The 26,563-nt window shown below is 68.4% G+C and carries 20 protein-coding genes and 1 pseudogene; 9 read left to right on the top strand and 12 right to left on the bottom strand.

Annotated features, from left to right (window positions below):
- Positions 1-2: 2 nt before the first annotated feature.
- A complete protein-coding gene (locus ACTIGN_RS03665) occupies positions 3-1,589 on the bottom strand; it encodes a glycosyltransferase family 39 protein (protein WP_439621421.1) in 1,587 nt (528 codons plus the stop codon).
- Between the two features lie 174 nt (positions 1,590-1,763).
- Here ACTIGN_RS03665 and ACTIGN_RS03660 point away from each other — a divergent pair, with 174 nt between their 5' ends.
- The 3 genes from ACTIGN_RS03660 (at position 1,764) to ACTIGN_RS03650 (ending at position 8,065) form a co-directional block, all read left to right on the top strand.
- Positions 1,764-4,529, top strand: a complete 2,766-nt coding sequence (locus tag ACTIGN_RS03660) for a M16 family metallopeptidase (protein ID WP_439621419.1) — start codon at positions 1,764-1,766, stop codon at positions 4,527-4,529.
- Between the two features lie 96 nt (positions 4,530-4,625).
- Positions 4,626-6,137 (top strand): hypothetical protein, encoded by a 1,512-nt coding sequence (locus ACTIGN_RS03655; RefSeq protein WP_439621417.1) that lies wholly within the window; start codon positions 4,626-4,628, stop codon positions 6,135-6,137.
- A 149-nt stretch (positions 6,138-6,286) separates the two neighbouring features.
- Positions 6,287-8,065, top strand: a complete 1,779-nt coding sequence (locus ACTIGN_RS03650) for a multiheme c-type cytochrome (protein WP_439621415.1) — start codon at positions 6,287-6,289, stop codon at positions 8,063-8,065.
- A 167-nt stretch (positions 8,066-8,232) separates the two neighbouring features.
- On the opposite strand, the gene aspS is transcribed toward ACTIGN_RS03650, so the two are convergent.
- The 11 genes and pseudogenes from aspS to ACTIGN_RS03595 form a co-directional block, all read right to left on the bottom strand.
- On the bottom strand, positions 8,233-10,128 hold the full coding sequence (gene aspS / locus ACTIGN_RS03645; protein ID WP_439621413.1) for an aspartate--tRNA ligase: 1,896 nt from the start codon (positions 10,126-10,128) through the stop codon (positions 8,233-8,235).
- A 99-nt stretch (positions 10,129-10,227) separates the two neighbouring features.
- Positions 10,228-10,935: a HEAT repeat domain-containing protein gene (locus ACTIGN_RS03640; protein WP_439621411.1), complete on the bottom strand. Its 708-nt coding sequence runs from the start codon at positions 10,933-10,935 to the stop codon at positions 10,228-10,230.
- A 117-nt stretch (positions 10,936-11,052) separates the two neighbouring features.
- A complete protein-coding gene (locus tag ACTIGN_RS03635) occupies positions 11,053-11,628 on the bottom strand; it encodes a helix-turn-helix domain-containing protein (protein ID WP_439621409.1) in 576 nt (191 codons plus the stop codon).
- Between the two features lie 618 nt (positions 11,629-12,246).
- Entirely contained in the window at positions 12,247-12,744 is a 498-nt protein-coding gene (locus tag ACTIGN_RS03630) for a GNAT family N-acetyltransferase (RefSeq protein ID WP_439621407.1), read from the bottom strand.
- Positions 12,745-13,281: 537 nt separating this feature from the next.
- Positions 13,282-13,896 carry a Uma2 family endonuclease gene (locus ACTIGN_RS03625; RefSeq protein WP_439621405.1) on the bottom strand — a complete coding sequence of 205 codons (615 nt, stop codon included), beginning with the start codon at positions 13,894-13,896 and terminating at the stop codon, positions 13,282-13,284.
- 31 nt (positions 13,897-13,927) lie between these two features.
- Entirely contained in the window at positions 13,928-14,533 is a 606-nt protein-coding gene (locus ACTIGN_RS03620; RefSeq protein ID WP_439621403.1) for a flavin reductase family protein, read from the bottom strand.
- 5 nt (positions 14,534-14,538) lie between these two features.
- Entirely contained in the window at positions 14,539-15,714 is a 1,176-nt protein-coding gene (locus tag ACTIGN_RS03615; protein ID WP_439621401.1) for a homogentisate 1,2-dioxygenase, read from the bottom strand.
- 163 nt (positions 15,715-15,877) lie between these two features.
- Positions 15,878-16,093, bottom strand: coding sequence for a hypothetical protein (locus ACTIGN_RS03610; RefSeq protein ID WP_439621399.1), 216 nt, complete (start codon positions 16,091-16,093; stop codon positions 15,878-15,880).
- Positions 16,090-16,782, bottom strand: a pseudogene (locus tag ACTIGN_RS03605) (fumarylacetoacetate hydrolase family protein); the annotation flags it as partial. The gene ACTIGN_RS03610 and the pseudogene ACTIGN_RS03605, both read right to left, overlap by 4 nt.
- Positions 16,783-16,918: 136 nt before the next feature.
- Complete coding sequence (gene hppD, locus ACTIGN_RS03600) at positions 16,919-18,019, bottom strand: 4-hydroxyphenylpyruvate dioxygenase (protein ID WP_439621397.1); 1,101 nt, start codon at positions 18,017-18,019, stop codon at positions 16,919-16,921.
- A gap of 84 nt (positions 18,020-18,103) precedes the next feature.
- Positions 18,104-19,000 carry a phenylalanine 4-monooxygenase gene (locus ACTIGN_RS03595; RefSeq protein WP_439621395.1) on the bottom strand — a complete coding sequence of 299 codons (897 nt, stop codon included), beginning with the start codon at positions 18,998-19,000 and terminating at the stop codon, positions 18,104-18,106.
- Between the two features lie 119 nt (positions 19,001-19,119).
- Here ACTIGN_RS03595 and ACTIGN_RS03590 point away from each other — a divergent pair, with 119 nt between their 5' ends.
- The 6 genes from ACTIGN_RS03590 to ACTIGN_RS03565 all read left to right on the top strand — a co-directional run bounded on the left by ACTIGN_RS03590 (position 19,120) and on the right by ACTIGN_RS03565 (position 26,420).
- A complete protein-coding gene (locus ACTIGN_RS03590; protein WP_439621393.1) occupies positions 19,120-20,121 on the top strand; it encodes an NADPH:quinone reductase in 1,002 nt (333 codons plus the stop codon).
- A gap of 53 nt (positions 20,122-20,174) precedes the next feature.
- Positions 20,175-21,476, top strand: coding sequence for a hypothetical protein (locus ACTIGN_RS03585; RefSeq protein ID WP_439621391.1), 1,302 nt, complete (start codon positions 20,175-20,177; stop codon positions 21,474-21,476).
- 156 nt (positions 21,477-21,632) lie between these two features.
- Positions 21,633-22,814 carry a hypothetical protein gene (locus ACTIGN_RS03580; protein ID WP_439621389.1) on the top strand — a complete coding sequence of 394 codons (1,182 nt, stop codon included), beginning with the start codon at positions 21,633-21,635 and terminating at the stop codon, positions 22,812-22,814.
- 200 nt (positions 22,815-23,014) lie between these two features.
- A complete protein-coding gene (gmd, locus tag ACTIGN_RS03575) occupies positions 23,015-24,010 on the top strand; it encodes a GDP-mannose 4,6-dehydratase (protein ID WP_439621387.1) in 996 nt (331 codons plus the stop codon).
- Between the two features lie 78 nt (positions 24,011-24,088).
- Positions 24,089-25,054, top strand: coding sequence for a GDP-mannose 4,6-dehydratase (locus ACTIGN_RS03570; RefSeq protein WP_439621385.1), 966 nt, complete (start codon positions 24,089-24,091; stop codon positions 25,052-25,054).
- A 37-nt stretch (positions 25,055-25,091) separates the two neighbouring features.
- The gene (locus ACTIGN_RS03565) at positions 25,092-26,420 is read left to right on the top strand and encodes a UDP-glucose dehydrogenase family protein (protein WP_439621383.1); all 1,329 of its coding nucleotides are present in this window, start codon (positions 25,092-25,094) and stop codon (positions 26,418-26,420) included.
- The last annotated feature ends 143 nt before the right edge of the window (positions 26,421-26,563 follow it).

Raw genomic sequence — 26,563 nt, 5'->3', positions numbered from 1 at the left:
CCTCACTCCGGGTCGGAGCGTTCGAGGCAGTGAACGACGCCGTGGATGGTGGCGTGACCACGCGAGACGGGTACGGTCATGTACTCGGTGCGGGTCACCGTTCGCCAGTCGTCGCCGAGCCCCGCGACGAGTTCCCGCTCGTGGTCGTACCCCGGGGCGGTCGCGGTGACGACGATCACCCACACGCGGCCGGTGCCGGCTGTTGGTCCCATCGAAGCGGCGCGCTCCGCGACGCGGCCGACGTACCAGTCGAACGTCTCGCGCTGGTTCGGGATCGGGCACCGGTACACGACCGTGTCGCCGGGTCGCAACTTCGGTTCCAGTTCACGGTACAGCCCCTGCATCCAGCGGCCGTACTGCTCGCGGTGCGGTTTGCAGGCGTCGGCGATCATCTCCCCGGCACCGAACAGTGCGAACACGACCAGGACCGTCGTCGCGGCCGCGAGCCGCTTGCGGAGCAGGGGCACCGCCTCGACGAGTCGCGCCAGGCCGGTCCCGATCATCAGGCAGATGGCCGGGGCGAGGTGCATCGAGAGCCGCGTGCAGGCCCCGTAGGGGTACTGCCGCAGCACCGCGGCCGCGAAGTTCAGCGCGAACGGAGTCAGGCACAGCACCAGCAGCGAGCGGTTCCCCGACCGCCAACAGGCCCAGATGCCGGTGAGGAACAGGAGCGTCGTGAGCGTGCTCCCGCCGTTGCCGTCGCCCCACGGGAACGACATCAGCCGGCCCGTGTGGATCTTCACGGCCCACCAGACGAAATCGAGCGGGCCGGTCGGCGGGAACCCGTGCTTCCAGTAGTCCCGCATGAACTCCTTGAGGTCGGCCGCCGGCGGGTCGCTCGCCTGGCGCAGAACGAGTGCGTACACGGCGACGAACCCCGCGAGCGCCGCGAAGTTGTAGTACGCGAACAGCGCCCCGGACCGCCGGTCCCGCCGTTGCCATACGGCCGGCAGCAGGTACAGGCTCACCGCACCCGCCACGAACACGGTCGGGTACGACAGTCCCAGGCAGAACGGCACCACCAACGCGAGCGCGACGAGCGGCCACGCTCGCTCGGGGTTCTGCCGCCACCGCACGGCGAGGGCCATCAGCAGCGTCGAGCAGAGCATGTCCGCGGTGTACGGCTTCAGCGTCGAGGACATCATCACCGGCCAGCGGGCGACGGCGACGATGCCGATCGCGAACGCGGCCGCGGTGGGCCGCGCGGCCCTCCGCGCGAAGTCCCAATAGACGACGAGACCCGCCAGCCCGAAGAGCAGCGGGACCAGCCGCAGCGCGAGCCCGGAATTCCCGAGGAGGAGCATCACCGCCCGTTCGGCCCACAGGAACAGCACCGGGGCGACCTGCCGCTCGTCGAGCGCGTGCGTCAGCCCCTCGAAGTCGCGGCGGAGGAGGTTCAGCGCGACCGCGGCCTCGTCGTTCCAGATCGATCCGTCGAGTGCGTACCGGAACAGGCGCGCGACGACCCCGACCCCGACGACCCAGAGGGTCAGTTGGCGGAGCCGGGCCACGTACCCCCGCGGCGTCACCTCGGGCGCGGCGGAAGCGGCCCCCGCGGGTGCGGGCACGGGGTCGGCGGCGGTGGCCATCGCGGGCCCCTCCGGGCGGTATGGGCGGACTGGCCCGTTTCGGTAAGCGCAGGAGTCATCGGCCCCGCGCCCCCGGGACTTGAACGATTCTGCCGCCCGCGGCGTTCTCACCGGCCGGTCCGGCGCGATACACTGAACGTGCACACTCCTGTGCCAGGACGGAAAGGATCACGCATGTCTCGGGCCGCCATCGCGCTTTGCCTCGTGCTCGCCCCCCAGATCTCCCGGGCCGCCGAGCCGGTCTCGAGCGCCGAACTCGTGAAGACCGCCCAGGCGGTGTTCAAGGACCTCAAGACCGCCACGCTCGAAAACGGCCTGCGGGTGTACCTGCTCCCGGTGAAGGGCTCGCCGACCGTGTCGGTGATGGTCGCGTACAAGGTCGGCAGCGCGGACGAGGAGAAGGACCAGACCGGCCTGTCGCACTACCTCGAGCACCTGATGTTCAAGGGCACCGAGAAGCTGATGCCCGGCGACATCGACCGCGCCACCCAGCGGAACGGCGGGCGGAACAACGCGTACACGTCCGAGGACATGACCGTCTACCACTTCGACTTCGCCGCGGACCGGTGGCAGTCGGCCCTGGACATCGAGGCCGACCGGATGCGGAACATCCGCATCGACGCCAAGCACGAGTTCCAGCAGGAGAAGGGGGCCGTCATCTCCGAGCTGAACGGCAACGAGGACCAGCCCGGCGACCTGGAGTACAAGGCCGTCCTCGCGATGCTGTGGCCCAAGGAGTCGCCGTACTCGCACCCGGTCATCGGCCAGCGCGAGCACGTCCAGGCGGCGACCGCCGAGGTCATCAAGCGGCACTACGACAAGTGGTACCATCCGAACAACGCCGCGCTCGTCATCGCCGGCGGGTTCGACGCCGCCGAGACGATGGCCAAGGTCAAGACGATGTTCGGCGCGATCCCCAAGGGCGACCTGCCCAAGCGGAAGGTGCCGACGTACTTCAAGGACCGCGACGGCCCGGCCCGCAAGGAGTTCGAGTCGAAGTTCGACCAGCCCCGCATGGTGATGGGGTTCAACACCGTCGCGGTCGGGACCGCCGAGGACCCGATCCTCGACGTGGTGCAGTACGTCCTCGCCGACGGGAAGACCTCGCGCCTGTACCGCAAGCTGGTCGAGGACGAGCGGGTCGCGTCGTCGGTGGACGCCGGCAACTACGCCGGCCGCTACCCGGGCTGGTTCTCGGTGAGCCTCGACCTGCTCAAGGGGAAGGACCGGAAGCAGACCGAGGAGATGGTGCTGGCCGAGCTGGAGAAGCTCGCGACCGAGCCGGTGTCCGACGAGGAACTTGCCCGCGCCCGCAAGAAGCTCCTCGCCCGGTTCGTGTTCTCCCGCGAGAGCGTTCACAACCTCGCCGACGCCGTCGCCCGCACCAGCACCTACCCCGACGGCGACGACGTGGCCAAGTTCTTCGGGGACTACCTCGACCGCATCGCGAAGGTGAACAAGGCCGACGTCCAGCGGGTCGCCAAGGAGTACCTCGGCCGCAAGAAGGCGTGCATCGTGTGGAGCGTCCCGAAGGACGACCCGAAGGAGAAGGACGCGGAGAAGAAGGACGCAGAGAAGGGCGGCGGCAAGCGCGCCGGCGCCGCGGGGCCGGCGAAGCCGCTCGCGGCCCGTGCCGCCGACAAGCCGGCCGGCGGACCCGCTACGTTCTCCCTGACCGACGCCAAGCGCACCGTGCTCCCGAACGGCATGACGGTGATCCTCCTCGAGGACCACAAGCTCCCCGTCGTCGTCGGGGCGGTCAGCGTCAACGACGTGGGGCTCCGCGAGCCCGCGGACAAGAACGGCGTCGCGGCGCTCGTCGGCGGGCTGCTCGAAGAGGGGACCGACAAGCACACCGGCAAGCAGATCTCGGCGCTCATCGAGGACACCGGCGGCAGCCTCTCGCTCGGCGGCTCGGGCGGGTCGTTCAAGGTGCTGACGCCCGACACCGACCTCGCATTGGGACTTCTGTTCGAGTGCCTCCAGGCGCCGAGCTTCCCGGCCGAGGCGTTCGCCCGCCAGAAGGAGCAGCAACTCGCGGCCATCGACGACGCCGCGACCCAGCCGCAGAGCCTCGCGTCGGAGACGTTCCAGGCGCTGGTGTACGGCAAGCACCCCTACGGGCGGCCCGGCCACGGCACCCGGGAGACGGTCGAGAAGCTCACCGCCGACGACTGCAGGGCGTTCCACAAGCTCGCGTTCGCCCCGAACTTCACGACCGTCGCGCTCGTCGGCGACTTCAAGGCCGATGAGATGCTCAAGAGGATCGAGGCGCTCACCAAGGAATGGAAGAAGTCGGACGCCGGGAAGCCGGCGGTCGAAGCGCCGCCGAAGGGCACGGTCGTGGTCGAGAAGATCATCAGCGACCCGACCGCGGCACAGGTCCACGTCTTCATCGGCCAGCTCGGCATCACCCGCGACAACCCGGACTATTACAAGCTCCTGGTGATGGACAACGTCCTCGGCACCGGCCCGGGGTTCACCGACCGGCTCTCGGCCACGCTCCGCGACCGCCAGGGGCTGGCGTACACCGTCCGGGCGACGATCGCGAGCGGGGCCGGCACGCAGCCCGGCACGTTCACCGGGTACATCGGCACGTTCCCCGAGAAGTACCTCGACGTGCGGCACGGGTTCCTCCGCGAGTTCAACCGGATCCGCGACGAGGCCCCCTCCAAGGAGGAGGTCGAGGACGCCAAGAAGTACCTCCTCGGGAGCCTGCCGTTCCGGTTCACGACCACGTCGTCGGTCGCGGACCAGCTCCTCGCCGCGGAGAAGTACGGCCTCGGCTTCGACTTCCTGGAGAAGTACAAGAAGGAGGTCGCGTCGGTGACCCCGGCCGACGTGCAGGGGGTCGCGAAGAAGTACCTCGACCCGAAGACGCTGACGATCGTCGTCGTCGGTGCCATCGACAAGGACGGGAAGCCGCTCGGGAAGAAGTGACGGCCGCGGGTTCGTTCGGCCCGCCCCCGGCCGAACCCCGGCCCCGCCAACGGCGTAGAACGCTCTGACGCCGCCACGTGTTCTGGAGCCGCGGACATGACTCCCCCGAACAGCAACGAGCCCGCCGCGGTCCCGCCCCCGCAGCCGGCCCCCGCCCCGCGCCCCGAGCCGGCCGCCGGGGGCCTGACGTCCGCCCTCAAGGTCGCCGTCCCGGTCGGCGTGCTGATGGCGGTGATCTTCGCGATCACCTTCTTCTCGCAGTACACCCCGCAGGACGTGGGCGGCGTCAAGGGGCCCGAGTCGTCCGGGGAGCCGCCGCTGCGGTTCTTTACCAGCACCCGGCACTGGGACCCCTACGGCTCGCTCCAGGACCGCACCTTCCCCGGGTTCTACGAGGCGACCCGGACCGAGGCCGGCACCCCGAACGGGGCCGCGTTCTGGTTCGAGAACCGCAACACCAAGTCCGTGACCATGCAGCTCAAGGGCGTGAGTTGCAGCGCGTGCAGCGGCGGCCGCGTCGCCGCCATCCCGCAGGACGTCACCCGTCAGTTGCTCCAGATGACGGCCGTATCGGCGCTCCCCGGGGGGCTGTTCTCGCCGCTGCCGGCCGGGCTCGCCGGGCCCGCCGCGAACCTCGCCGAGGACCGCCTCCCCTGGCAGTCGTACGTGTTCCGCGACCACCCGCACGCCGAGTACAGCGTGCCGGCCGGCTCGAACCCCGACGGGTGGTCGCCCCAGTGGGGCATCCTCGAACTCCGGTTCTCGGTCGGGGCCGTCGCGCCGAAGGAGCTGAAGTCGCTGTTCAACCTCCAGGTGGACGGCACCCAGCAGATCGGCTCGGCCGAGTTCGCGATCGCGTTCGAGGGGGTCGAGCCGTTCGACCTCACCAAAACATCCATCGACGCCGGCGAGTTGCAAGAAACCTCCGAGGCCCGCACCTACGACGTGGTCGTGTACTCCGCGACCCGCGGGCCGCGTGGGAGCGCGACGGGCGACCTCGACGCCCCCAGGGCGGACGTCCGCCTCGTCGGTGGGGCCGTCGGTGAGGCCGGGCCGTTCGTGTCGGTCGGCCCGCCGGTCCGGTTGACCGAGGAGGAGATGCAGCGGGTGCCGGAGGAGGTCAAGCGGAACGTGCGGGTCGAGTCCGCGTACCGGATGACGGTCACCGTGAGCCCGAAGGTCGGCGACCGCCGGGCGGACCTCGGGCCGCTCGAGCGGGACGTTCACATCTCGACCGCCGACACCGCGAAGTCGGTCCGGGTGAAGGCCCTCGTCCGCGGGAGCGTCTGGCTCGACAACAACCAGAAAGAAATCGCCATCGGGAACTACAAGTACTCCGAGGGCTCGTTCCCCCCGGCCACCACGGTCATCACCGACAAGCCCGCCCAGGAGCTGGTCCTCGTCAGGGACGACCCGTCGCTCCCCGAGGGCCTGGTCGTCGAACTCGAGAAGCAGCCGGCCGCCCCGGACCTCGGTTACTACCGGCTCAAGGTGTCGGTGCCGGCGAACGCCAAGGGCGGGGCGTGGGCCGGGTACATCGTGCTCGAGCTGAAGGGGCCGAACCCGCAGCGGATCCGCATTCCCGTCCGCGGGAACGGGACCCGCTAGGCCCGCACCGGTCGGCGCGACCGGCACGACTGGACCAATTCGCCCCGGTTCCTCCCCCCCGCCCACCGGGGCACCACGATCACTTCACAACCTCCGCCCGGTGTGCCGAATCGGAGTGGGTGAGCCACGGAACCCAGAGGAGGATTGCCATGACCGGAGCCGACACGACGCCGCCCGGCAAGGGGCTGGCGGTGCGGGTGCTGGGGGCGATCGCCCTCGGCGGCGTCACCCTGGGAATCGCCGCGCTCGGGGCGTGCGGGTGGAGCCGCACCCCGTCGACCGCCACGGGCACCGACCCGGCGGCCGCCGCCGGCACGGAGCCGATGATCGGCGGCCAGCCGCTGTTCGCCGGGTGGCCCAAGCAGAAGCCCGAGGTCGCCATCGTCCTCACCGGCCAGACGTTCGGGTTCCTCCAGCCGTGCGGGTGCAGTCGCCCGCAGATGGGCGGGCTGGAGCGGCGGGCCGTGTTCCTCAACTCGCTCAAGGCAAAGGGGTGGTCGCTCGTCGGGTTCGACCTCGGCGACCTGTACCCGCACAAGTCGGCGATCGACGACCAGGCCCGGCTGAAGTACAAGTTCACGATGGACGCGCTCCGCGAGATGGACTACGTCGCCGTGGGCGTCGGCAAGACCGACTTCGCCGCCGGCATCGACAAGCTCCTCGGCGAGTACGCGGTCCAGAAGGAGCAGGCCCCGTACCTGCTCGCCGGCAACCTCATGGGGTTGGCGAACGACAAGCCGCAGCCCCGCGAGGAGCGGTACCCGCCGCCGCCCGGCTCGAAGCGGCCCATGGTCGGGCTCGCCGAACTCGCGAACGTCGGCGGCGCGACCGTCGGGGTCGTGGGGATCGTCGGCAAGTCGCTCGCCGAGGAGCTCAAGAAGGAGGACCCGAGCGTCACGTTCGCCGACAACGGCGAGGTGCTCAAGGGGGCCGTCGCCGCGCTCGACGCGCAGGCGAAGAAGCCGCTCGTGAACGTGCTGCTGTACCAGGGCACCTCGACCGAGGCCGGGCTGCTCGCGACCGCGTGGCCGCAGTTCCAGATCGTCCTGTGCCAGGCCGACGACCCCGAGCCGCCGCAGTTCCCGGTCACGGCGAACAACGGCAAGACGCTCATCGTCCAGGTCGGGCACAAGGGGCGGTATGTCGGCGTCGTGGGCGTGTTCAAGAAGCCCGGCGGCGGCATCGACCTCCGCTACCAGCTCGTGCCGCTCACGGAAGACTTCCTCACACCGGGCAAGGAAGAAGAGGCGCGCAAGGTGAACTTCGTGCTGCCGCTCCTGGAGACGTACTCCGAGACCGTGCGGGACCGGAAGTTCCTGATTCGGACGCCGAAGGCCCCGCACCCGTCCCAGATCCAGCAGCCGAAGATGAACCTCAGCTTCGTCGGCTCGGACAAGTGCCAGAACTGCCACCAGGCGCAGTTCGCCAGGTGGAAGGAGACGCCCCACAGTCACGCGCTCGACGCGCTGGAGAAGATCGCCAAGCGGCCGTCGCTCCGGAACTTCGACGGCGAGTGCGTGCAGTGCCACGTCGTCGGCCTGCACTACAAGACCGGGTACGAGGACCAGAAGGCGACGCCGCACCTCGCGCACGTCGGGTGCGAGAGCTGCCACGGGCCCGGCAGCGGGCACGCGACGAACAAGGACAATGCCGGGCTGCAACTCCTGCAGATCCCCTGGGCGCAAAACGCCGGGGACCGGCTCCCGCCGCTCGACGTGATCAAGAAGATCGGCGCGCTGCCGTCGATCGACCGGGGGAAGGTGGCGCTGAAGCCGCAGGAGTCGCTCATCATCAACCGCGTGTCGGCGATGTGCGCGAAGTGCCACGACCACGACAACGACCCGAACTTCGACTTCTTCGTGTACTGGCCGAAGGTCGCGCACACGTTCCCGAAGGACCCGCCCCAGGGCGAGAAGCCCGAGAAGTGATCGTCGGCCGCTCCTCGGTTGCCCGGAAATGAAAAGACCCCCCGGAACGTCCGGGGGGCACAACTCGGGGAAGAGTTGGTGTCGAGTGACTCGGGGCGGGGCGTGACTGCCCCGCATCGAGTCGGCCCGGGAACGCGACCCCGGGCGAACCTTGCGCAATAAATCCGTTAGCCGAGCTTCACGCCGAGTTCCTTGAGCTGTCGGGCGTCGACCGCGGCCGGCGCACCGGTCATCAGGTCGCGCGCCCGCTGGTTCTTCGGGAACGCGATCACGTCGCGGATGTTCGTCGTCCCGGCGAGGATCATGCACCACCGGTCGAGGCCCAGCGCGATGCCGCCGTGGGGCGGCGCGCCGCTCTTGAGCGCGTCGAGCAGGAACCCGAACCGGGCCTGCGCGTCGGCCGCCTCCATGCCGAGGATCTGGAACACCCGGCTCTGCACGTCCTGGCGGTGGATCCGGATGCTCCCGCCGCCGACCTCGTACCCGTTCAGCACCAGGTCGTAGGCCTTGGCCCGCACCTTGCCGAGGTCCTCGTCCTTCGCCAGGTGCTGCAGGTCCTCGTCCATCGGGGCCGTGAACGGGTGGTGCATCGCGGCGAACCGCTTCTCCTCCTCGTCCCAGCCGAACATGGGGAAGTCGAGCACCCAGAGGAAGTTGAAGTGCTCGGGCCGCGGCTGGAACGGAACGGGCGCGTACAGCTCCTTCCGCTTCTTCGCCGCGTCCACCTTCTTCTTCTGGGCCTCGTCGTGCGCGGCCTTCTCCTCCCACCAGTTCTGGTACAGCTTCATCTTCGCCGCGAGGTGCGTCCGCATCGCGCCCAGCGCGTCGCACACCACCGCTTCCTTGTCGGCGACGAACAGGAGCAGGTCGCCGTCGGCGACGCCGAGCCGCTCCCTGAGCTTCGCCTTCAGCTCGTCGGTGAAGAACTTCTCGATGCTGCCGGTGAGCTTGCCGCTCTCGGCCTTCATCCACGCGAGCCCCTTGGCCTTGTACGTCTCGGCGACCTTCGGCAGCTCCCCGCCGGGCTTCAGTTGCGTGTTGCTGAACGTCGCCGCCGCACCCTTCGCGTTGATCGCGCGAACGACCGCGCCGGGTGTTTCCAGTGCGGCCTTCATGAACTGTGCGTCGCTCGCCGCGGCGATGTCGCTGACGTCCACGATCTCCAGGCCGAACCGCAGGTCGGGCTTGTCGGAGCCGTACTTCGCCATCGCCTCGGCGTAGGACAGCCGCGGGAACGGCGTCGGGATCTTCACGCCCAGGCACTTCTCGAAGATGTCGGCCGAGAGCTCCTCCATGACCGCGAGCACGTCCTCGCGCTCGACGAACGACATCTCGACGTCGAGTTGCGTGAACTCGGGCTGCCGGTCGGCCCGCAGGTCCTCGTCGCGGAGGCACCGGGCGATCTGGAAGTACCGGTCGTACCCCGAGATCATCAGCAGTTGCTTGTACAACTGGGGCGACTGCGGGAGCGCGAAGAACTCGCCGTTGAACACGCGGCTGGGCACGAGGTAGTCGCGCGCGCCCTCGGGCGTGCTCTTGCCGAGCAGCGGGGTCTCGACTTCGAGGAACCCGTTGGCGTCCATGAAGTCGCGGATCGTCTTGCACACCTTGTGGCGCTGGGTGAGGACGCGCTGGATCGACCGCCGCCGCAGGTCGAGGTAGCGGTACTGGAGCCGGAGGTCCTCGTTCGGCAGTTCCTCGTCCGGGAACTCGGTGACGGAGAAGGGGAGCTGCGGGCAGGCGTTGAGCACCCGCAGCACCTTCGCCTCGACCTCGACGGTGCCGGTCGCAATGTCGGTCCGCTCGGCCCCGGGGAGCCGGTTCCGAACCAGGCCGGTGATCGAGACGACCCACTCGCGACCGAGTTCCTTTCCTTCCTTGAACAGGTCCGCGGCGTCGGCCTCGAACACCACTTGCGTGAGGCCGTAGCGGTCGCGGAGATCGACAAACACCTGGTTCCCGTAGGTACGGGTGATGAGCACCCAGCCGTTGAGGGTGACGGTCTGTCCGACGTGCTCGGTGCGGAGCTGTCCGCAGGTGTGTGTCCGCTGCCACTCAGCCATTGACTCTCTCCAAGGAAAGACCCCGACGCTCAGCAAGGGGTCAATATACGGAGGAGGCAATGCGGCGGGCGGTTCGCACGACCGGCCGGGGGAAGGCCGTCACTTCACGCCGGCGGCCTTAGCGGCCTCAGGGTCGATGAGCTTGAGCGCCGCGGCAGCGGCGCGCTGGTTGTCCTTGTTCGCGTCCTTGAGCGCAGTGACGAGTGCGGGAACGGCCTCTTTCGCGGCTGGTCCCATCCGACCGAGCCGGTTGATGGTCACTCCCCGGGTGTGGTGATCAACGGCTGTAATCGTGTGGAGCAACACGAACATCGCGGTCTTCGTTTCTCCGCTGATCTGCCAGTTCGCGTATGCGGCACCGATGCGGTTGAAGTCATCGCGTCCCTCAACGAGCGGCGTGAGGGCGGGGAGGGCGGCCTTCGCGTCGGGGCCAATCTGCCCGAGTGCCACGGCCGCGGCGTACTTGACATATGAAGGCTGGTCCTTCAAGAGGTCCGTGAGGGCGGGGACGGCGTCCTTGGCCGCCGGGCCGACCGCCCCGACAGCGAACGCCACCATTTCCCGTTCCTCCGGCGTGCTGGTCTTCAGCAACGGCACCAGCAGGGGGACGGCAGCCTTCGCGTCCGGGCCGATCTCCTTGATCGCCTTGGCCGCTTGGTACCGGGTTCTCGCGTCCGGGCTCTTGAGTTGCTCCAGCCACGCGCTCAGCTTAATGTTGTTGTACTGTGGCTCTTTCTTGTCCTGACCGGCACCCGTTGCGACCCCGACCAGGGTGAGAAGGGCGCACCAACCGGCCGTCCGCGTCATGGTTGCCTCCGGTTCTTGCGTATTCAGCTCAGTGTAGTCCCGTGCGGCCTTCCGGGCGAACGACCGCGGCCCACCCGGGGGAACGGGTGGGCCGCGTCGCGCCGGGGGGAGGCGGGCTCAGTCCTCGCGCTTCGCGTCGGCGATGCTCTTGATCTTCTCGCCGAGCAGGGCCAGGTCGAACGGCTTCTTGAAGATGTCGTTGAACCCGTACTGTGCGAGCTGCTCCGGGGCCGCCTCGTCCTCACTCGCCAGGCCCACGATCAGGGTCGTGGCGTACGCCTCGTCCTTCCGCAGGTTCGCGGTGATCTGGATCGACTCGGCCCGGCCCAGGCTCAGGTCCATGATGATCGTGTCCGGGTGGAAGCTCCCGGCCAGGATCCCCGCCTCGAACCCGCTGTTCGCGTACTCGAACTTGAAGTCGTCGGCCTCGGGGAGCAGGTCCTTGAGCCGGTCGTTGAACAGCTTCTCGGTGCCAATGAGGAGCACCTTGTGCCACTCCTCCTCTTCCAGTTCCCCCAGGGGCATCCCGTGCTCCTTGAGGAACCGGATGAGCTGCTCCCGCGGGATGCGGCGGTCCTGGCTCCCGGGGATCCGGTACCCCTTGAGCCGGCCCGAGTCGAACCACTTCGACACCGTGCGGGGGGCGACCTTGCAAATCTTGGCCACCTGACCGGTGGTGAACACCTTTTTCATCGCGAGTGACTCCGTTAGATCTCGCTCGACCCCGCGCCCCGCCCCGGCGGCTGCCGGCCATCCGTGGCGGGCGGCGTGTCTGCCCGTGGGGCTTCCTCGGGGCGAGGGGCTGAATCGGGCGCGGCGGGGCCGCGGACCGGCTCATGGGTTAAGGAACCTCAGCGCGAAGCCCTGAACCGGCGTAGCAAGCTGCCCTTCGGTCGACCCTTCAGCCGGGGAAGGCTGGCGGGTCAGGGGGGTCGGGTTGGGTCACCCGGTTCCGTAAGGGGCAGCTCCGACGCTAACTGTTTCGACCAGACCGACTGCCCGACTTTCACAAGACCTGCGAAAGTGGGGAGGTCGTCGGGTTCCAGCGTTCCGGCGGGGTCTGGGGCGTTTGGGCGGGCAGGGGGCGGGTTCCGGGGCACGGAACTCCACACGCTGCCCGCCGCGCCGGGCCTGTTCGCCGGTCCGGGGCACTCGCACTGTCAGTTCAAATGATCGTTCGGGATGGATGCGTAACTTGGGTGTGAACTCTTCGCCGTGACGTGCCTTCCGTGGCAGGGGGACCGGTCGGTCCGGTTGGTCCGGTTCTGACGGGTCCGCGTCGTATCATACGCGACCGGACAAGGGAAGAATTTACAATCCGCGCGGGTGGGAACTGGGGAGTTCGAGATGCTTGGTGAAGACCGCCATGCCGTCGCCGTCGGCGTAGAAGTCCGGGACCGACGCGGCGTGGGTGTACCCGTACTTGAGGTAGAACCTGCGAGTCGGCTCGTAGTGCGGGGTGGTGGACGTCTCGATGATGAGGAGCCGGCCCTCGTGCCCGCGGATATCGTCCTCCGCGAACGCCAGCATCTTCCCGCCCAGGCCGCGGCCCTGTTGCGAGGGATCGACCGCGATCCAGTACAGGTGCCACGACCGGTCGGTCATCGGGGTGGGGGCGTGGTAGACGTACCCGAGGAGGCGGCCGCCCTCGTCCCACGCGAACGCCCGGTGCCCGTCGGTCTCGTTGGCGGCGTGGTAGTCGTCGAGCACCTCGCGGAGCGCGTCGAGTTCGAGCGGCTTGAAGAACCCCGTGGCGGCGGTGAGCCGCACGAGCGCGTCGGTGTCGGCGGGCGTAACGGGTCGGATCATCGGGGCAATGTAAATGGAACAAGGTAAAATGTAAAAGCCGAAAACCCGAGTGCCGCGTGCGGAACTGCCTGCGATCCGGCCTGGTCGTTCTCTCGCTCCTGCTCCTTGGAGCGATTGCCTACGACCGCACCGTCAGCGTTCGCTGGGTCGGGAGCACCCGACTTACCGTTGAACTACGGGTCGCCAACGCCGAGACACAGCAGCCGATCGACAACGCGGAAATCCTTATATTCGCAGAGTCCAACCGAGGCCTCGAACCGGAGGACCAACCCGTCCGAATGCGGACCGACCGTGACGGGACAGTCCGACACGAGTGTCCGTCGGCGACCACCGCAGGCCAACAGAGCGGGCTGGGATTCACCGACACCCGGAGCGTTGCCCCGCGAGACTGGTTATTGTCGGTGCGGGCCGAAGGTTATGTAGGAATCGAGGACTTCACGCTCACCGGACAACGCCGCGGGACAGCAATGAGCACCGGAACCGGGCAGGCAAAATTGGTGGTCTTGATCCCTCTTCGGAAAGCGCAGCCGTGAGCGGTCAGGTGCGGAAGATGGAAGAGACCGGCGTGCGGAACCCCGGGAGGTCGGCCCCGCCGTGGAGTTCCTGCGTCGCGTTGAGCATCACGGGTTCGTGGCCGGGTCGGTGGACCGTCACCGTGCGGAAGTGACTGTCGAGCATCCACACCTGTGGCACGCCGACCGCCAGGTAGAGGTCGATCTTCTCCTGGTTGCTTTCGACGGTGTTCGACGGGGATAGGATTTCGACCGCGAGTGTTGGTACGGCGCGGATCATCGTCGATTCTTCGTCGGCCATGACCCTAGCGGAGATGTCGGGCGCGAGGTACACGAGGTCGATGCCGACCGTCAGGACGGGGTCTTCGCCCAGTCGAACTCCGGCCTCGCCCGAGTGAACCGAGCCACGCGGCTCGGGCTGCGTTTCGCACCACGCTTCGAGAAGGTACGAGATGCGGGTCTGAACGCGGGTGTGGTGCTTGTTGCGGGCGGTCACGGTGGCGCTCTCCGAGTCGCGGCCCTTCTCCACGATCTGACCACCCACGAGCCACCGCGTGATGCCGTCGTCCGGCATCGCGAGCAGGTCGGCCTCGGTGTACACCTTCTTCACGGGCGGGGGCGTTTCAACGGCGGTTGTCACGGCCGGTCCCTCCAAAAGTCTCGCAAGCATATCACGGCCGCTGCTGCTCGAACAGGTCCGACGTGTGGCACCAGAACGCGCCGCCGAGGCGGGCGACGGTCCTGAGCTTTCGCGGGTCGACGCCGCCCCTGCCGTCGAGAACTTCGTCTGCGACGTGCATCATCACGACCTCGCCGACGACGAGGTTCGCCGCGATCGGCCCGGTCCCGCACGGAACGATCTGCTTCACGACGCACTCCAGCGCCACGGGCGACTCCGCGATCCGCGGGGGCCTCACCTTCACGCTCGGCACCGTTGTCAGGCCGGCGAGCGAGACTTCGCTCTCGCTGGACGGAACCTCCTTCGACGTGAGGTTCACCTTCTCGGCGAGCGAAGCGACCGAGGCGTGAACGACGAACTCGCCGAGCCGTTCGAGGTTCAGGAGCGTGTCCTTCTTGGTGCCGTCGCGGCGCAGTGTCGGCGAGAACACGACGATCGGCGGGTTCGCACCGAAGGCGTTGAAGAAGCTGAACGGCGCGAGGTTCACCACGCCGGCGGGCGAAAGCGTCGTCACCCACGCGATGGGCCGCGGGGTGACGACCCCGACGACGTACTGGTACACCTCGGGCACGGGCGTCGTGGACGGGTCGATCTGCATGTGCGTTAGTCCAGCCAGCTCATCGGGTAGTTCGGGTCGTCGAGTTCCACCGCTTGCTTCGTCAGGAACAATGGGCGGAACGTGTCCACCATCACGGCCAGTTCGTCGGTGCGGGTCGCGTCGCGGCTGGCGACGATGGTGCCGGGGTGCGGGCCGTGCGGGATGCCGTGCGGGTGCAGGGTGAACGAGCCCTCCTCGACCCCGCGGCGGCTCCCGAACTTCCCGCGGACGTAGTACAGCACCTCGTCGCTCTCGACGTTGCTGTGGGCGTACGGCACCTTGATCGCATCGGGGTGCGTGTCGAGCATCCGCGGCGCGAACGTGCAGACCACGAACCCGCCATCGCTTTCGAACGTCTGGTGGATCGGCGGCGGCTGGTGGATCGTGCCGGTGATCGGCTCGAAGTCGTCGGCGTTGAACGTGAACGGGTACACGAACCCGTCCCAGCCGGTCACGTCGAACGGGTGGTTCGCGAGCGTGTACCGCGTGAGCCGCTCGCCGTCCTTGATGAGCACCGGAACGTCCTTCTCCTTGTCGATCACGAGCGGCCCGGACGGGCCGTGCAGGTCGCGCTCGCAGAACGGCGCGCCGAGCTTGAACTGGCCCTCGGGGTTCAGGTACCGCCGCGGGAAGTCGATCAACCCCGGCGACTCGATGACTAGCAAATCGGGCTGGCCCGCGGTGGTGTCGAAGGCGAGTTCGTAGGTCGTGCAGCGGGGGACGACGACGTAGTCGAACGGCTTAAACGGTAGCTCCCCGAAGTGCGTGAGGAGCTTCCCGCGGCCCCTGTGAACGAACACGATCTCGTCGGCGAGCGCGTTGCGGAACAACTCCTGCTGCGGCTGCGTCGGCCGGCACCGCCATATTGTCACGTCGTTGTTGGTGAACATCGGAACGCGGCCTGTGACCGGGTCGCCCGTCGCCGCCATGCCGCCGCTCTTGAGGTGGTGGTGCCGCAGCGCCCGCTGCTCGGACCGCTCGACCGCCCAGCTCCCCGCGGCCTCGACCTTGCGAACGCGGGTCGGGGGCCGAAGGTGATACGCGATCGAGTGCGCTCGGCTGAACCCGTGCGTGCTGATGACCTCTTCGTAGTAGATGCCCTCGCCCTTGTACCCCGGCTCGACGCGGTGGGCCGTGTGGCGCTTCTTCGGGACGCTGCCGACGGAGAGGTAGCGCGGCATGAAGTCACCCTTGGGGTTGAAGGCTCGCGGCGTGGCCCAGCACCCGCGGGCCGCCCTTGAGGAGCGAACACGTCGGCGTCCAACCGAGCCGCACCCGACGGGCGAGCAGTTCGTCGGCGCTCGGCTTGTGGTCCCAGACGGCGACCGCCGCCAGTTCCCCGAATCAAGACACGCCGAACGTGAGCCACCGCGAATCGGGCAGCGGCAGAAACAGGTCGTAACTGTACTCGTCCTGCTGAAGCAGGTCGATGCCCGCAAACGCGACCCCCGCACCCGGTGCCCACTTCAGGATCGCCTCGAGGTTCCGCAGCCCCGCGACTTGCGCGCCGAGGTGCGGGTCGGTCGCGGTCAGGTCGGCGAGTTGTTCGGCGTAGTTCACGAGGGGCGCTCCACGACGGTGTTTCGCAAGGTGCCGAGGCGCTCGATTTCAAGCTCGACCACGTCGCCGGACTTGAGCCACCCGCCGACCGCATCGGGCGTCAGTTCGAGGATGCAGCCGGTGCCGACCGTGCCAGAGCCGATGACGTCGCCGGGGCGCAGCTCGGTGTCCCGGCTCGCGTGCGCGAGAATCTGCGGCCAAGTCCAGTACATGCTGCCGGCGCTGCCGCGGGAGTACGTCTTCCCGTTGACCATCGCCGTCATTTCGAGGTGAAGCCGGCCGCTACGGTACTGGTCACGCAACTCGTGGTACGGCACGAGGGCCGGCCCGAGCGAGGTGGCGAAGTCCTTGCTCTTGCTCGGCCCCAGGCCGACTGCCATCTCGGCGCGCTGGATGTCCCGGGCCGACCAGTCGTTCATGATGGTGAACCCGGCGAGGCACTCCATCGCGGAGTCGTCGGCCGGGAGGTCGCGCGCCGCGGTGCCGACGACGCACGCGAGTTCGAGTTCGTAGTCGAGTGCTTCGCTGCCGTGCGGAGCCCAAACCGAGTCGCCGTCGCCGATGATGGCGACCGGGTTCGAGAAGTAGAACACCGGTACCTGGTACCACTGCGGCACCATGTCGAGCCCGCGGTGCCCCCGGCACGTCCTGACGTGCTGCTCGAACGCATAGAAGTCACGCAGGCTCGCGACGGGGAACGGTGCGGGCATAATTCACACTTACTCACCGCAGAGAACGCGGAGGACGCGGAGAAATCCGACAACGGTCCATTGCCTTAAAGTCTTTTTCCTCTGCGTCCTCCGCGTTCTCTGCGGTGAATCCTTCTCACAGGGTGCCGCGGATCTCTTGCTCGCGCTCGATCGCCTCGAAGAGCGCCTTGAAGTTGCCCTTGCCGAAGCTCTTGCTCCCGCGGCGCTGGATCACCTCGAAGAACAGCGTCGGGCGGTCGGCGACGGGCTTGGTGAAGATCTGGAGCATGTACCCCTCGTCGTCCTTGTCCACGAGGATGCCGAGGTCGGCCAGTTCGTCGATGTCCTCCTTGATGGTGCCGACGCGCTCAAGGAGCGTGTCGTAGTACGCCTTCGGCACGCGGAGGAACGACACGTCGTTCGCCCGCATCGCCCGCACCGTCTTCACGATGTCGCCGGTGATGAGCGCGATGTGCTGCACCCCGGGGCCGCCGTAGAACTGGAGGTACTCGTCGATCTGGCTGCGGCGCTTGGCCTTTGCCGGCTCGTTGATCGGGAACTTGACCCGCCCCGTGCCGTTCTGAACCACCTTCGACATGAGCGCCGAGTACTCGGTCGAGATGTCCTTGTCGTCGAACGAGACGAGCTGCGAGAAGCCGAGCACCTTGCGATAGAACTCGACCCACTCGTTCATCTTCCCCTCTTCGACGTTCCCGACGATGTGGTCGATCGCCGCCAGCCCGACGGGCCGGGCGGTGCCCGGGTGGTACCGCTCCGGGTCGATGGGGCGGTAGCCGGGGGCGAACGCTCCGCGGTAGCGGTCGCGGTTCACGAACGTGTGCGTCGTGTCGCCGTAGGCGAGGATCGTCGCGCACTCGAACACGCCGTGCTCGTCCTCGCGGGCCTCGGGCGCGCTTACGGGGGTCGCCCCCCGTCTCACGGCCTCTTCGAAGCACCCGCGGACGTCCTGAACGTCGAGCGCGATGTCCATGACGCCGTCGCCGTGCGTTACGAGCCGCTGGCTCTCGGGGTGCTCCTTCGAGAGCGGCGAGGTCAACACGAACGTGATGTCGCCCTGCCGCAGCACGTACCCGGCCTCGTGCTTCACCTTGGTCTCGAGGCCCGCGTACGCGATCACGTCGAACCCGAAGGCGTTCCGGTAGAAGAACGCGCTCTGGCGGGCGTTGCCCACGAAGAACCGGACGTGGTCGATCTTGCGGAGCGGAATGTCTTGCATCGGAGGTACTCGTTCAACGTCTCACGTTCAAAACAAGACGGCAGACGATCTGAGATGGGAAGCGATTCGACGCGAAACGAGAAACTACAGCACCGGAATCCCGAACCGCCGCACCAGCGCCTCCAACTCGCGGCGCAGGAACGGCAGAGACGGCGCGATGAAGAAGTCCTTCTGCATCTGCGACGGGTCGTAGTCCGTGGCAATTACGGTGTCGGTCACGAACGGCCGCCGGGTCGCGTCCTTCGAGAACAGCGAGTGCGGGATCTCGCCCGTGCTCGACAGGATACCGGCCCCGAACACCTTCGTTTCACCCGCCTCCTCAATGAGTCCGAACTCGATGCTGAACCAACTGAACCGCTTCAGCGCGAGCACCTGCTCGCCGCGGGGCGTCGTGGCGGCCGCCTTGCCGATCAGGGTGAGGAGTTCGGCGTAGTCCTGGTTCATCAGCGGGGGGACGTGGCCGAGGCAGTCGTGAATCATGTCCGGTTCGGGCGTGAACTCGGGGTGCGACCCGTGCCGGATGAACTGCGTGACCGGGAACCCGCGGGCGGCGATGTACTCGTAGAAGGTCCGGTAGGGCAGGGCACCTTCCGCGGGAACGAGGTGGATGTTCGTCTCGCGCTCGAGCCGCTCGCTGATCGTGCGGAGTTGCGGGATTTCCGTTTCGTTGATCGCGAGGTCGTGCTTCGCCTTCAGATAGATCGAGCAGGCGTACCTGTCGTGCAACTCGTGGAGCTTCGGGCTCACTTCCCGCCAGATCCGGGTCTCTTCCGGCGTGTAGTCCACGGTCGGGGGGCCGAGGCGCTCCAGGCGGTGCCTGCGGCACAGGGAGAACAGCTCCTTGCGCCTCGCGACGTACCCCGCGTCGCCAAGCCCGGGGTGCCCGGGCTCCAGCTCGAGTTCGGTCGCGTCCGGCGGCACCACCATCGCGTTCGCGTCGATCGCCGCCCCGTACTCGACCAGCGTGCCCGGTTCCTTCATGTTCGCCGACTCCCGGTGGGTGGGGCGGAGGCTCCGACTATTCTATCCCGTGGCGGCCGGACAAGTGTTGGTGCCGCGTAACGACCCGGACCAGACACCGGGCCACGGGGAGGGGTAAAATGCGTGCCGCGTACTTTGAGACGACCGGGGCTCCGGATGTTATCACCGTGGGCGAGGTTCCGACGCCCGACCCGAAGGCCGGGGAGGTCCGGGTGAAGGTGCTGGCCGCGTCGATCAACCCGATCGACACCTACATCCGCAGCGGGGCCGCGCCGATGCCGCTGCCGAAGCCCGCGATCACCGGGACCGACTTCGCCGGGGTCGTGGACGCGGTCGGGTCGGGCGCGAGCCGGTTCAAGGTCGGGGAACGCGTGTGGGGCTCGAACCAGGGGCTCCTCGGCCGGCAGGGGACCTGCGCCGAGTTCGTGTGTGTGGAAGAGAAGTGGGCGTACCCGACCCCCGACGGTGTTTCGGACGAGCAGGCGGCGGCTCTTGCGCTCGTGGGGATCACCGCCCACCTCGGCCTGTTCCAGCGTGCGAACCTCAAGTCCGGCGAGACGGTCTTCGTCAACGGCGGAACGGGCGGGGTCGGGTCGATGGTCGTTCAGATGGCGAAGGCGGTCGGTTCGCGGGTCGTCACCAGCGCCGGGAGCGATGAAAAAGGGATGATGGCGCGTGAACTCGGGGCCGATGCGGTCGTCAATTACAAGGCGGAGGACTTTGCGGCCCGGGTGAAAGAGGCAGCCGGCGCGTCGGGTATCAACGTGTGGTTCGAGACGCAGCCGCCCACCGACCTCGACCGGACAGTGGACCTGGTGGCCCCGCGCGGCCGCGTGGTGGTGATGGCCGGTCGGGCTGCCCGGCCGGTCTTCCCGAACGGCCCTTTCTATGTGAAGGGGCTGTCGCTCTTCGGCTTCGCCATGTTCAACATGCCGGCCGACGAGCAGCGCGCCTGCGCCGACGACATGAACCGCTGGGCGGCTGCCGGAAGGTTGAAGGCGCTGATCGGCAAGACGTTCCCGCTCTCCCAGACCGCCGCGGCGCACACCCTTCAGGAAGACAACACTGGGCGCAAGGCGGGGACGCTCACCGGAAAGATCGTCATTTTGCCGGCAGCGTGACAGACGCCGCGGTAGAATCGAGCAAAGTCCCGGTTCCTGCCCACGGGGTGCGAATGTTCGCTCGTCTACTGAGCTTGCTCGGCCTCGCGCTCGCGGTTTCTGGCCTCAACGCCGACCCGGGAGTGCGGGTCGTCGTCGCGCAGTCGAGTTCGCCCGCGGGGGCGTTCTCTGCCCGCCCCGCGAACGGCACCGTGTTCCAGGCTCTCCCCGACAAGGCCGAGGTGTCGTCGGGCGACCTGCTCGTGAGCCTGCCCGGCGCGACCCTCACTTCGAAGAACGGGGCGGTCGCGGTTCGCACCCTGGCCGACTTCGACGCGCGCTCTCCGCTCCCGGTCCTCGACACCGGGTACTGGCTCGCGAGCCCCGCGGAGAAGGACGTCGACCTCGAACTCGTGCTCGACCGCGGGCGGATCAACATCACGAACGTGAAGCCGGACGGCGCGGCGACCGTCCGCGTCCGGTTCTGGGACCAGAACTGGAAGGTCGTGCTCGACGCCCCCAAGACTCAGGTGACGCTCGAACTCAGTGGCCGCTGGACGGCGGGAACGCGGTTCCGCCCCGCGGACCCGAACGCCGACGCGACAAAGACCCCCGCGCCGGTTGCGACTGCGCTGTTCCTCGTTCTCACCGGCTCGGCGTCGGTCGATCGCGGCGGGGTAACCGTGGCGATGCGAGCCCCGCCGGGGCCGGCCGAACTGCGCTGGAACAGCCTCACCGGAACCGTCCCGCAGCCGCAGCGGCTCGACAAGATCCCGCCGTGGGCCGACCCCGAAGCCGCGCTCTCGGCCGACGGGCAGAAGGTCGCCGGGGCCTGCGAGCGGTTCCGCAACAGCCGGGCCGGGGACGGGGCCGCGGCCTTCGACACCTATCTGACCTCGACCGAACCCGCCAATCAACGGGTCGCGCTCCTGGCCCTGTGCGGCCTCGACGACCTGGATCGCCTCGAAAAGAGCCTCGCGACCGCGAAGACCCAGGAACAATGGGACTTCGGCGTGACGGTCCTGCGGCACTGGCTCGGCCGCGCCCGCGGGCACGACCAGCAACTGTACCAACACCTCACCGCCCGCGGCGGTTATACTGAGGGCCAGGCCCGGATCGTCCTCCAGTTGCTCCTTGGGTTCGCGCCCGACGACCTGGCGCAGCCCGAGACGTTCGAGGTGCTGATCGATTACCTGGGGAGCCCGAAGCCGGCCGTCCGGAGCCTCGCGGCCTGGCACCTCGTCCGCCTCGCCCCGCAGGGGAAGGCGCTGGCGTACAAGCCGACCGCGACCGAGGCCGAGGCGCGACAGTACCAGCAGGAGTGGAAGAAGATCATCCCCCCGGGCCAACTCCCGGGGGTGGTCAAGAAGCCCTGATTCGTGAGGACCAGAGGTCAGAACGTCAGAGGAGCAGAGGCCAGAGAAACGAACGAGACCATTTCGACTTCTGACCGTTTGTCCTCTGGAGTTCTGCCCTCTGGTCCTTACCCCGTGCGGCGGAGCCAATCGGATCCTTCAACCGAGGAATCCAGCATGTACCGGATCGCCTTCTGCGGGCTCGCCGTGGCCCTGACCCCCGCCGTCACACTGGCGCAGTTCGTCGCCCCCGGCTTCATCCCGGCGAACCCCGCCCCGAACAGCCCGTTCGGCCCGCTTACCCCGTACCGGAACACGCCGTACCTCGGGGTCAACACGCGGTCGATCTACGGGAACATCACCATCGGGCAGCCGATCCCGTTCAACAACCCGCTGAACCGGATCACGAACGCGCCGTTCTACAACTGGACGGCCCCGCCCCAGTACGCGGCGCCGCCGCTCGTGCCCTGGGCCGCGGGCTCCACCGCGAACCGCGTCAGTAACGGGTACATGTCGGGCGGGGCGTCGAACACCAACGTCCTGCTACACGCCCAGCGCGAGATGGACCGGGCGCAGCGGGACGCCGGTACCCGTGCGCGGGCCGGTGCGGTCGCCGCGAAGAACGCCATCGACGAGGAGTGGAACTACGAGAAGGGTGCGGTCCCCCTGCCCGGGGGGTTCAAGGGGGTTACGGACCGGCCCGACGAACTCGTCCGGGCCCTTGGCGTCACCGACGAGTACGAACTCGTCTCCGGCCAGGCGCTGAACCAGATCCTCGCCGCCGTCGTCGCCGCCGAGGGGAAGGGGGCCAAGGGGCCGTCGGCGTTCCTGACGCCGCAACTCATCTCGGAGGTGCGGTTCGCCGGCCCGCCCGCGGCCGACGCGGTCAACTTCCTCATCACCGGCGCGAGGCTCAACTTCCCCGCGGCGTTCGATGACCCCCGGCTCAAGGAGGCCCGCGAGGAACTCGACCGCGACTTCGCCGCCGTCGCGGCTGTGCTGCGGGACGGGAAGTTGCCCGAGCAAGGGAGGGTCATGCAGTTCGGACTGGCGGTCCAGCGGGTCGGGGACCTGGCCGGTCCCGTGATCCGGGAGCTACCGTTCGACGACGCGGTCGCCGCGCGGCGGTTCCTGAACCGGCTCGAAGTCGCCCTGACCGCGTTCAAGGCACCGAACTCGTTCCTGATGTTCAACCCGGCGTGGACGTCCGAGGGCGGCAGCATCGGGGAGCTGGTCCGGCACATGGCCAAATTTAAGCTCCAGTTCGGCCCGGTGCCCGCCGACTCCAGCGAGTCGTACGCCGCGCTCCACAAGGGGCTGTCCACGTACCTGTTCGTCCTCACGCAACCGAAGAAGTAACGGCAGGGCCGCCGCGGACCGGGGCACCCGCCCCGGTCCCGCCCGCTCCACTTCGCACTTTCCCGACATCCCCCGCCCGCCCCACCCTCTGCGGATGGGGCTTGGTCGTTTTGCCTTCCGGGGTTATAACTGTCCCCGAGAGACCCCGACCGACCGTTCGGCCGGGCATCGGATGCCCCACGTAGACAAAGGGATGCGGTATGAAGAGGGCCTTGATTACCGGCGTGACGGGCCAGGACGGGAGCTACCTCTCCGAACTCCTCCTTTCCAAGGGGTACGAGGTCCACGGGGTCGTTCGCCGGGCCAGCACGGAGAACTTCGAGCGGATCTCGCACCTGTCGGGCAAGATCCAACTGCACCAGGCCGACCTCCTCGACCAGCTCTCGATCATCGACGTCATCAAGGAGACGAAGCCCGACGAGGTGTACAACCTCGCGGCCATGAGCTTCGTGCCGACGAGCTGGAAGCAACCGATGCTGACCGGCCAGTTCACCGCCCTCGGCGTGACGCAAGTCCTGGAGGCCGTCAAGCTCCTGGGCCGCGACACGATCAAGTTCTACCAGGCGTCGTCGAGCGAGATGTTCGGCAAGGTGCAGGAGGTGCCGCAGACGGAGACCACGCCGTTCTACCCGCGGAGCCCGTACGGCGTCGCCAAGGTGTACGGCCACTGGATCACGGTGAACTACCGCGAGAGCTACGACATGTACTGCTGTAGCGGGATCCTGTTCAACCACGAGAGCCCCCGCCGCGGCCGCGAGTTCGTCACCCGCAAGGTGACCGACGGGGTCGCCCGCATCAAGCTCGGCCTGTCGAAGTCGCTCAAGCTCGGGAACCTCGACTCGAAGCGGGACTGGGGCTTCGCCGGCGACTACGTCCGGGCAATGTGGCTCATGCTCCAGCAGGACAAGCCCGACGACTACGTCGTCGCGACCGGCGAGACGCACACGGTCAAGCGGCTCGTCGAGCTGGCGTTCGGGGCGGTCGGGCTCGACTGGAACAAGTACGTCGAGATCGACCAGTCGCTCGTGCGCCCGGCCGAGGTGGACCTGCTCATCGGCGACCCGGCGAAGGCGAAGGAGAAGCTCGGGTGGAAGCCCGACGTCTCGTTCGAGCACCTGGTCGAGATGATGGTCAAGGCCGACCTCGCGCGGCTCCAGGGCCAGAACACCCCCGACTTCAAGGCCAAGGGAATCTAAGGAAACCGGGGTGCGGACAGCGGCGGTGAAACCCGTGCGGCACCCCGCGTTCCGCACCCCGCGCTCCGAACTGCTGTCATGAGAATCCTGATCACCGGGATCACCGGGTTCGTCGGAGGGCACCTGGTCGAGGCCCTGGTGCCGCTCGGCCACGCCCTGTTCGGCCTGGGCCGCGGCAGCGCCTGGCCCGCGCCGCTCGCGCACCTCGCCGGCCGGGTCGAGCTCCACGCCGGCGACGTGGCGGACGCGGACCGGGTCGAGGCGGTGCTCAAGCTCACCCGCCCCGACTGGCTGGTCCACCTCGCCGGGTACGCCAACCCGGGCCGCTCGTTCCTGGAACAAGACGCGTGCTGGCGGGACAACCTGACCGCCACCCGCGTCCTCTACGACGCCGTGGTCCGCACCGGGCTGCGGCCCCGCGTCCTGTTCGTCTCGACCGGGCTGATCTACGGCGAGCCGGACGAGGGCCGGGCGACGTGCGACGAGCGCACCACGATCAAGCCGGCCACGCCCTACGCCGCGAGCAAGGCGGCCGCCGACGTTCTGAGCTACCAGTACACCCGCAGCCCCGGGCTCGACATCGTCCGGGTCCGGCTGTTCAACCAGATCGGCCCGCGGCAGAGTGCGGACTACGCCGTCGCGAACTTCGCGCGCCAGATCGCCGCGGCCGAGGCCGGGACGCAGCCGCCGGTGATCGAGACGGGCGACCTGAGCGCCCACCGCGACATCACCGACGTCCGCGACATGGTCGCCGCGTTCCCCCCGCTGCTGGAGCGCGGCCGGGCGGGCGAGGCGTACAACGCGGGCCGCGGCGAGACGTACAGCATCCGCGACCTCCTCGACAAGATGATCGCCCTGGCCCACGTGAAGGTCGAGGTGCGGCAGAAGCCCGAGCCCGAGCGCCGGGCCGACACCGCGGTCACCCGGGCCGACGCCCGCAAGCTCCGCGACACGACCGGGTGGGTGCCGCGCATCTCCCTGGAACAGACCCTGGCCGACACGCTCGACGACTGGCGGAAGGCGACCGGCACCCGGCCGGCGTGAAGCACCAGCGGCATCGCTCGCACTGCGGAGGACGCGAATGAAGGTGGCTGTGATCGGCACCGGGTACGTCGGGCTCGTGACGGGCACCTGTCTCGCGGAGAGCGGCAACGACGTCGCGTGCGTGGACAACAACGCGGCCAAGGTCCAGGTCCTCAACGACAACCGCATCCCGATCTACGAGCCGGGGTTGCTCGAACTGGTGCAGCGGAACAAGCGGGAGGGGCGGCTCTCGTTCACGACCGACCTGGCGACCGCGGTCCGCGCCGCCCGGCTCATCTTCATCGCCGTCGGCACGCCGCAGTCCGAGGAGGGCGACGCCGACCTGACCGCGGTGTTCGCCGTCGCCGACGCGATCGGCGATGCGCTGAAGTCCCTGCCCCCGGGCAAGCCCGGGGACCGCGTCGTCATCACGAAGAGCACGGTTCCCGTCGGCACGAACGCGGCCGTCGCGGCCCGCCTCGCCGCGAAGGGGTGCGGCCACGTCGACGTCGCGAGCAACCCGGAGTTCCTCAAGGAAGGGGCGGCGATCGAGGACTTCATGAAGCCGGACCGCGTGGTCGTCGGCGTGCGGGGCCCCGAGGTCGGCGAGGTGCTCCGCGAGTTGTACGCCCCGTTCCTGCGGACCGAGCGGCCGTTCCTGACGATGACGCCCGAGTCGGCCGAGATGACCAAGTACGCCGCGAACGCGATGCTCGCCACGAAGATCAGCTTCATCAACGAGATGGCGAACCTGTGCGACCGGCTCGGGGCCGACATCAACGACGTCCGCAAGGGCATCGGCCACGACCAGCGGATCGGGTTCCAGTTCCTGTTCCCCGGCCCCGGGTACGGCGGGTCGTGCTTCCCGAAGGACGTCGAGGCGATCGTCGCGATGGGCCGCCGCACCGGCTTGCCGCTCCGGCTGATGCAGGCCGTTGACGCGGTGAACGACGCCCAGAAGGAGGTGCTGTTCCAGAAGGTCTGGGGGCACTTCTCCGGCCAACTCGCCGGGAAGACGCTGGCCCTGTGGGGGCTCGCCTTCAAGCCGCGGACCGACGACGTCCGCGAGGCCCCGGCCCTCACCCTCGTGAACGCGCTGCTCGCGGCGGGTGCGAGCGTCCGGGTCCACGACCCCGAGGCGATGGGGAACATCCGCGCGATCTACGGCGACAAGCTGCACTACGCGGACCGCCCCTACGGCGCGCTCGAGGGGGCCGACGGGCTCGTGATCGTCACCGAGTGGCAGGAGTTCCGGAACCCGGACTTCGAGGTGATCCGCCGGCTGCTCAAGGACCGGGTGATCTTCGACGGGCGGAACATCTACGAGCCGAGGAATATGGCGGCGCTCGGGTTCACCTACTACGGCATCGGCCGCGGCTCGAAGTAGGCGACTCGCTCCTCGCGTCGCGCCCCGGCGCAACGGGTGGGATACCGGATTGCGTAGATCAGTTGCCTTTGGTGGGGCAAGGCATTCGTGCCTGCCTCCAACCGCCTCCTGAGGCAGGCACGAATGCCTTGCCCCACCAAAGG

It is taken from the genome of Gemmata sp., from assembly GCF_051859125.1.
Taxonomy (GTDB): Bacteria; Planctomycetota; Planctomycetia; order Gemmatales; family Gemmataceae; genus Gemmata.
This window is presented reverse-complemented; position numbering and strand designations above follow the sequence as displayed.

Excerpts from the sequence above, each read along its gene's own strand:
- ACTIGN_RS03665 (WP_439621421.1), bottom strand. The coding sequence starts at position 1,589 with ATGGCCACCGCCGCCGACCCCGTGCCCGCACCCGCGGGGGCCGCTTCC.
- ACTIGN_RS03660 (WP_439621419.1), top strand. The coding sequence starts at position 1,764 with ATGTCTCGGGCCGCCATCGCGCTTTGCCTCGTGCTCGCCCCCCAGATC.
- ACTIGN_RS03655 (WP_439621417.1), top strand. The coding sequence starts at position 4,626 with ATGACTCCCCCGAACAGCAACGAGCCCGCCGCGGTCCCGCCCCCGCAG.
- ACTIGN_RS03650 (WP_439621415.1), top strand. The coding sequence starts at position 6,287 with ATGACCGGAGCCGACACGACGCCGCCCGGCAAGGGGCTGGCGGTGCGG.
- aspS (WP_439621413.1), bottom strand. The coding sequence starts at position 10,128 with ATGGCTGAGTGGCAGCGGACACACACCTGCGGACAGCTCCGCACCGAG.
- ACTIGN_RS03640 (WP_439621411.1), bottom strand. The coding sequence starts at position 10,935 with ATGACGCGGACGGCCGGTTGGTGCGCCCTTCTCACCCTGGTCGGGGTC.
- ACTIGN_RS03635 (WP_439621409.1), bottom strand. The coding sequence starts at position 11,628 with ATGAAAAAGGTGTTCACCACCGGTCAGGTGGCCAAGATTTGCAAGGTC.
- ACTIGN_RS03630 (WP_439621407.1), bottom strand. The coding sequence starts at position 12,744 with ATGATCCGACCCGTTACGCCCGCCGACACCGACGCGCTCGTGCGGCTC.
- ACTIGN_RS03620 (WP_439621403.1), bottom strand. The coding sequence starts at position 14,533 with ATGCAGATCGACCCGTCCACGACGCCCGTGCCCGAGGTGTACCAGTAC.
- ACTIGN_RS03615 (WP_439621401.1), bottom strand. The coding sequence starts at position 15,714 with ATGCCGCGCTACCTCTCCGTCGGCAGCGTCCCGAAGAAGCGCCACACG.
- hppD (WP_439621397.1), bottom strand. The coding sequence starts at position 18,019 with ATGCAAGACATTCCGCTCCGCAAGATCGACCACGTCCGGTTCTTCGTG.
- ACTIGN_RS03595 (WP_439621395.1), bottom strand. The coding sequence starts at position 19,000 with ATGAAGGAACCGGGCACGCTGGTCGAGTACGGGGCGGCGATCGACGCG.
- ACTIGN_RS03590 (WP_439621393.1), top strand. The coding sequence starts at position 19,120 with ATGCGTGCCGCGTACTTTGAGACGACCGGGGCTCCGGATGTTATCACC.
- ACTIGN_RS03585 (WP_439621391.1), top strand. The coding sequence starts at position 20,175 with ATGTTCGCTCGTCTACTGAGCTTGCTCGGCCTCGCGCTCGCGGTTTCT.
- ACTIGN_RS03580 (WP_439621389.1), top strand. The coding sequence starts at position 21,633 with ATGTACCGGATCGCCTTCTGCGGGCTCGCCGTGGCCCTGACCCCCGCC.
- gmd (WP_439621387.1), top strand. The coding sequence starts at position 23,015 with ATGAAGAGGGCCTTGATTACCGGCGTGACGGGCCAGGACGGGAGCTAC.
- ACTIGN_RS03570 (WP_439621385.1), top strand. The coding sequence starts at position 24,089 with ATGAGAATCCTGATCACCGGGATCACCGGGTTCGTCGGAGGGCACCTG.
- ACTIGN_RS03565 (WP_439621383.1), top strand. The coding sequence starts at position 25,092 with ATGAAGGTGGCTGTGATCGGCACCGGGTACGTCGGGCTCGTGACGGGC.